This window comes from Arsenophonus sp. ENCA (assembly GCF_002287155.1).
Taxonomy (GTDB): domain Bacteria; phylum Pseudomonadota; class Gammaproteobacteria; order Enterobacterales; family Enterobacteriaceae; genus Arsenophonus; species Arsenophonus nilaparvatae.
This window is the reverse complement of record NZ_NHNG01000734.1, coordinates 1-5,819: the sequence shown is the minus strand read 5'-3', so window position 1 is coordinate 5,819 and position 5,819 is coordinate 1. Positions and strand designations below refer to the sequence as shown.

Here is a 5,819-nt window from a genome sequence, read left to right as displayed (position 1 = left end):
GTCCTAATGGCCTGCCTGTTCAGCAGGCGTTAATCAAAAAGTCAGTCGACTTAAATATGTTTTTATTCAGCTTAGCGTAAGTTATCACCAGCGCTGCTTTAACAAATTTGGTTGAATGCCAGCAATTGGACTCAAGTTGGCAAAATTCTGTTGGCTGATGCCATCTTCAAATTCAGCACGAAAATATTTGATAGCACTCTGCAAAGGTTCTACCGCACCGGGTGCATGAGCACAAAAAGTTTTACCTGGCCCAAGAAAGCGACAAAGTTGCTCTAATGTTTCAATATCGCCTGGTTGTCCTTCACCACGCTCTAACGCCTGTAGAATTTTCACACTCCAAGGTAAGCCATCCCGACACGGTGTACACCAGCCACAGGATTCGCGAGCAAAAAATTGCTCTAAATTGCGGGTTAAAGAAACCATATTAATTTCATTATCAACCGCCATGGCAAGCGCGGTACCCAGACGGCTACCTGCTTTAGCGATACTGTCGAAATCCATGGCTAAATCGAGATGCGCTTCGGTTAGAAAGTCGGTACCAGCCCCGCCTGGTTGCCAGGCTTTAAGCGTTAAACCTTTACACATTCCACCGGCATAATCTTCCAGGATCTCGCGAGCAGTGATACCAAAAGGTAATTCCCACAACCCTGGATTATTAACCCGACCGGAAAATCCCATCAGCTTAGTTCCCGCATCTTTACTTTTACCTTCGCTAAGGCCGAGATACCACTCTTTACGATGTTCAATAATCGCAGGCACGTTACAAAGTGTTTCCACATTATTGACACAAGTCGGCTTACCCCAGGCACCAGATGTTGCCGGAAAAGGCGGTTTTGAGCGCGGATTTGCCCGGCGCCCTTCAAGGGAGTTAATCAGCGCTGTTTCTTCACCACAAATATAGCGCCCAGCACCGGTATGTACAAAAAGCTCAAAGTTAAAATCCGTACCCAGAATATTCTTACCTAATAAACCCGCTGCTTTCGCTTCCTCAATCGCTTTCCGCAAATGTTTGGCAGCTTCGATATATTCACCACGCAGGAAGATATATCCACGGTACGCTTTTAATGCAAAGGCGCCAATTAACATTCCCTCGATTAACAAATGCGGTAGCTGTTCCATTAAAAGACGATCTTTATAGGTTCCAGGCTCCATTTCATCCGCATTGCAAAGTAAATAACGGATATTCATGCTGTCATCTTTCGGCATCAAACTCCATTTGAGGCCAGTAGAAAAACCAGCACCACCACGACCTTTAAGACCAGCATCTTTAACTAAGCTAACAACTTGATCTGGCGACATATTTTTTAGGGCGTTTTTAGCACCTTGGTAACCATTTTTACTTAAGTATTCCTCTAACCAGACCGGTTGCTGATCTTCACGTAACCGCCAGGTTAATGGATGTGTCTGCGCACTACGGGTAATTTGTCGCTGTGTTGTCATGGATACTGCTCCAATAGCCGTTGAATATCAGATGGCTTTACATAACTATGGGTATCCTCATCAATCATCATAGTCGGACCTTTATCACAGTTACCCAGACAACAAGTTGGTAATAAGGTAAACCGGCCATCAGTAGTTGTTTGGCCGGACGCAATCTTCAATAATTTGATAATTTCAGCCTCAATACCTTGATAACCGGTAATATGACAAACCACACTGTCACAATAACGAATAATATGACGGCCAACAGGTTGGCGATAAATTTGACTGTAGAAGGTGGCCACTCCTTCTACATCACTGGCTGGAATACCTAACAGATCGGCAATTGCATAAATAGCCCCATCTTCCACCCAACCGCGTTTTTTTTGTACAATTTTTAATGCTTCAATTGAAGCGGCTCTGGCATCTTCATAGTGATGTTTTTCTTGCTCGATCTCTTCTCGCTCTTCTGTCGTCAAGGCAAAATCATGTTTGGTGTGAGATTCTACCATGTTAGCGACATCGAGCCGCTTTTGCTGTTGATTGGGATTAAATTCATCTTGCATCATTAACGATCCACATCTGACATGACAAAATCAATGCTACCAAGGTAGACAATAAGATCAGACACCAGGCTGCCTCTGATCACCGCAGGAATTTGCTGTAAATGGGCAAAACTTGGTGTACGAACGCGGGTGCGATAACTCATAGTATTACCATCACTGATCAGATAGTAACTATTGATCCCTTTTGTTGCTTCAATCATCTGAAAAGCCTCATTTGCAGGCATAACTGGCCCCCATGAAACTTGTAAAAAATGATTAATCATGGTTTCAATATGCTGTAAAGTTCGCTCCTTCGGTGGTGGAGTAGTTAGGGGATGATCGGCTTTAAATGGTCCTGCTGGCATATTATTTAAGCATTGTTTAAGAATACGCAGGCTTTGCCGCAGTTCTTCCACTTTTAACATCACTCGATCATAACAATCGCCATTGTTGCCGATAGGAACTTCAAATTCAAAGTTTTCATAACCTGAATAGGGTCGCCATTTACGAATATCGAAATTAAGACCCGTCGCGCGTAATCCGGCGCCAGTGACCCCCCAATCTAATGCTTCTTTAGTCGTGTAAGCAGCGACACCAACTGAACGCCCTTTAAGAATACTATTGTGCAATGCTGCCTTGACATATGAATCCAATCGCTTTGGCATCCAGTCAAGGAACTCCTGCAATAGTTTTTGCCAGCCTTTGGGTAAATCATGAGCAACACCACCGATCCGAAACCAAGCTGAATGCATACGAAAACCGGTGATCGCTTCAACAATGTCATAAATTTTCTGGCGATCGGTAAATGCAAAGAAAACCGGTGTCATGGCACCGACATCCTGAATAAAGGTACTGATATAGAGTAAATGGCTGTTAATACGGAATAACTCTGACAACATAACGCGGATAGTCTTAACCCGATCAGGAACGTCAATTCCTGCTAGTTTTTCTACCGCTAATACATAAGGCATTTCATTAACACAGCCACCTAAATACTCAATGCGGTCAGTATAGGGAATGTAACTGTGCCAGGATTGGCGCTCGCCCATTTTCTCGGCACCGCGATGGTGGTAACCTATATCCGGTACACAGTCGATAATCTCTTCACCATCTAGTTGCAGTACAATGCGAAAGGCTCCGTGAGATGAGGGATGATTGGGGCCCAGATTCAAGAACATAAAATCTTCATGTTCGTTGCCTCTCCCCATTCCCCATTCTTCTGGTTTAAAGGTCAGTGACTCCATCTCTAAATCAAGCTTTTGTTTGGTTAAAACAAAAGGATCAAATTCAGTGGCCCTGGCCGGATAATCTTTACATAACGGATGCCCTTCCCAGGTCATTGGCATTAATAACCGTCGCAAATTCGGATGGCCATTAAATGTTATGCCAAACATATCCCATACTTCACGTTCATACCAATTAGCATTGGGAAATAAAGAAACGATAGAGGGAATATTAAGCTCTTTCTCACTAAGCGCCACTTTCAACATAATATCGCGGTTACGCTCAATAGAAATAAGATGGTAAAAAACGGAAAAATCCGCTTCAGGCAAACCTTGCCGATATGCTCGTTGCCGCTCATCAACCCCATGTAAGTCAAACAGCATTACATAAGGTTTAGGCTGTTTTTTCAAAAACTCTATTACGGCAAGAAGTTGTTCACGTTTGATCCATATAACCAACATTCCGGTACGAGTTGATTGAATGGTGAAAGCATCTGGACTGAATTGGTTACGCAGTGTCAAAATTATTGGATCATCACAATGATCATAAGTTTGCCATGCCGGCCTGACACTCTCTTGCGTTATCTGATCTGTTATCATTATGCACCACAACGCTTGATCAGGTTTATTACAACCGCAACACATTGCTTCTGTTACGCTGAATAGCTTATATTTTTAAGCCTTATATTTCATCGGGTGTTCGTAGCGTTTTGACCGCTATTCTTTCACCACGCTTACGCTCTTTTTCAGATTGCATATTGGCGCGATAAACACCCTGATCGCCGACCACCCACGATAATGGACGACGTTCTTTACCAATCGATTCTTGTAATAATAATAAAGCTTGCATATAAGCTTCAGGGCGTGGTGGACAACCTGGTATATAGACATCAACAGGAAGAAATTTATCAACCCCCTGTACAACAGAATAAATATCGTACATACCACCAGAGTTAGCACATGCCCCCATAGAAATTACCCATTTAGGCGCTAACATCTGATCATAAAGTCGTTGAATAACAGGTGCCATCTTAGTAAAACAGGTTCCGGCAACAACCATAAAATCAGCCTGTCGCGGTGATGCCCTTAGTACCTCAGCACCAAATCGGGCGACATCATGCACCGCAGTGAAAGAAGTCACCATTTCAACATAGCAGCAAGAAAGGCCAAAATTGTACGGCCAGAGAGAATTCTTTCTGCCCCAATTCACCATATTATGTAAAGCATGCTCTAATTTACCCATATAAACACTACGATGAACATGCTGCTCTAATGGATCCCCGACAACTTGCTGTGTTTGCAAGGGATAACGGTCATTCTCACCATTTAAGTCAATGCGAGTGAGCGTATAATCCATCTTTGAATGCCTCAATTTTACTAGGGGTGACGATTGTTGGTTTTAATTATTTCACTCGGTTTTGCAACATGGCGACGTGAACGCTCTGGCGTCCAATTAAGTGCCCCAATACGAACCAAGTAGAATAAACCCACCAATAGCACCAAAATAAAAATACTTGCCTCAATAAAGCCTAACCAACCACTTTCTTTAATAGAGACTGCCCACGCATAAAGGAATAACGCTTCAACATCAAAAATAACAAAAAACATTGCAACCAAGTAAAATTTGGCTGATATACGCAAACGGGCACTACCAACAGAATTAATGCCCGATTCATAAGGGATATGCTTTGCTCTGGCTTGGGATCTACCACCGAGGTAATAAGCACCAAGTAACATTAAGGAACACAGACCAAGAGCACCAATAAGATATATTGCAAAAGCCCAATGATGAGCAAATACTTCAATAGATGTAGACATACTCGCTGCTTACTCATTATAAATAAAAACGGTGTCATTGCTTTGCTCTTGAATTAGCGCAATATTACACCACACTAACCATAATTAGATGAGAAGAAAAAATCACAATAGACAGATATACATCAATTTTCTTCAGCTTAATTCTTCTCACCGCTATTTTGTTTATAGAATAACGCTCTCTTCACACCTTTTACCTTACAACTGTAAATCAAAAAATCTCGCCAGCTAAAACGTGACAGCTCATTCAACTAATACTAATAGTTAGTAACTAGTGTAACTGATATTTCGTTTTTACTAAACCATTATCTCAGGAAAAACCTGTTTTAAAACCGCTTCACTTCCGCTATTTTATGATCACGCGCCCAATTCTGTTGAAAAAACTCAATTGATTATAAAACAATCAATTTTATTTGATTATATTAACGACTGTCATTTTTCACAAATTTATAAATAACCCTAATTATTAGATAAAACCCAAACCTTTTTAAGCCATAACAAATTTTTCCAAAATAAAATTTAGTTCCATTGATAAGAAATATTTAAATGATTTTTGTTAAACAATTCTTTTCTTTATCACAATAATACACGAGTTTCGCACAAAACTAATTTGGGTACGCTAATAAAACACGGATGTGCTCAGCAATAGCATTTTTGATTACGTCCCAATTTTGTTGATAAAGGGTTATTTTTTCAGATATACGACGTTTATGTTGTTCAAACCACGCAGAAATAGCGAGAAAAATATGATTTCTTTGCGCTCGGCTCGTGCGAGCCTGACAGCGTTCAATACCACAATTTTGTTTAACTTCTCGAT

General features: G+C 41.3%; 5 protein-coding genes and 1 pseudogene. All 6 read right to left on the bottom strand.

Features of this window, described 5'->3' with window-relative positions; genetic code table 11:
* Nucleotides 1-84: 84 nt before the first annotated feature.
* A complete protein-coding gene (gene nuoF, locus CBG25_RS19050; protein WP_290608620.1) occupies nt 85-1,440 on the bottom strand; it encodes an NADH-quinone oxidoreductase subunit NuoF in 1,356 nt (451 codons plus the stop codon).
* Nucleotides 1,437-1,931, bottom strand: a complete 495-nt coding sequence (gene nuoE, locus CBG25_RS19045) for an NADH-quinone oxidoreductase subunit NuoE (protein WP_290608622.1) — start codon at nt 1,929-1,931, stop codon at nt 1,437-1,439. Before nuoE ends, nuoF begins: the two co-directional genes overlap by 4 nt.
* A gap of 56 nt (nt 1,932-1,987) precedes the next feature.
* The gene (gene nuoC / locus CBG25_RS19040) at nt 1,988-3,784 is read right to left on the bottom strand and encodes an NADH-quinone oxidoreductase subunit C/D (protein WP_290608621.1); all 1,797 of its coding nucleotides are present in this window, start codon (nt 3,782-3,784) and stop codon (nt 1,988-1,990) included.
* 85 nt (nt 3,785-3,869) lie between these two features.
* Entirely contained in the window at nt 3,870-4,544 is a 675-nt protein-coding gene (locus CBG25_RS19035) for an NADH-quinone oxidoreductase subunit B (RefSeq protein ID WP_026822049.1), read from the bottom strand.
* Nucleotides 4,545-4,564: 20 nt separating this feature from the next.
* The gene (locus tag CBG25_RS19030; protein WP_290608619.1) at nt 4,565-5,005 is read right to left on the bottom strand and encodes an NADH-quinone oxidoreductase subunit A; all 441 of its coding nucleotides are present in this window, start codon (nt 5,003-5,005) and stop codon (nt 4,565-4,567) included.
* A gap of 602 nt (nt 5,006-5,607) precedes the next feature.
* Nucleotides 5,608-5,819 (bottom strand): annotated as a pseudogene (locus CBG25_RS19025) (hypothetical protein); the annotation flags it as partial.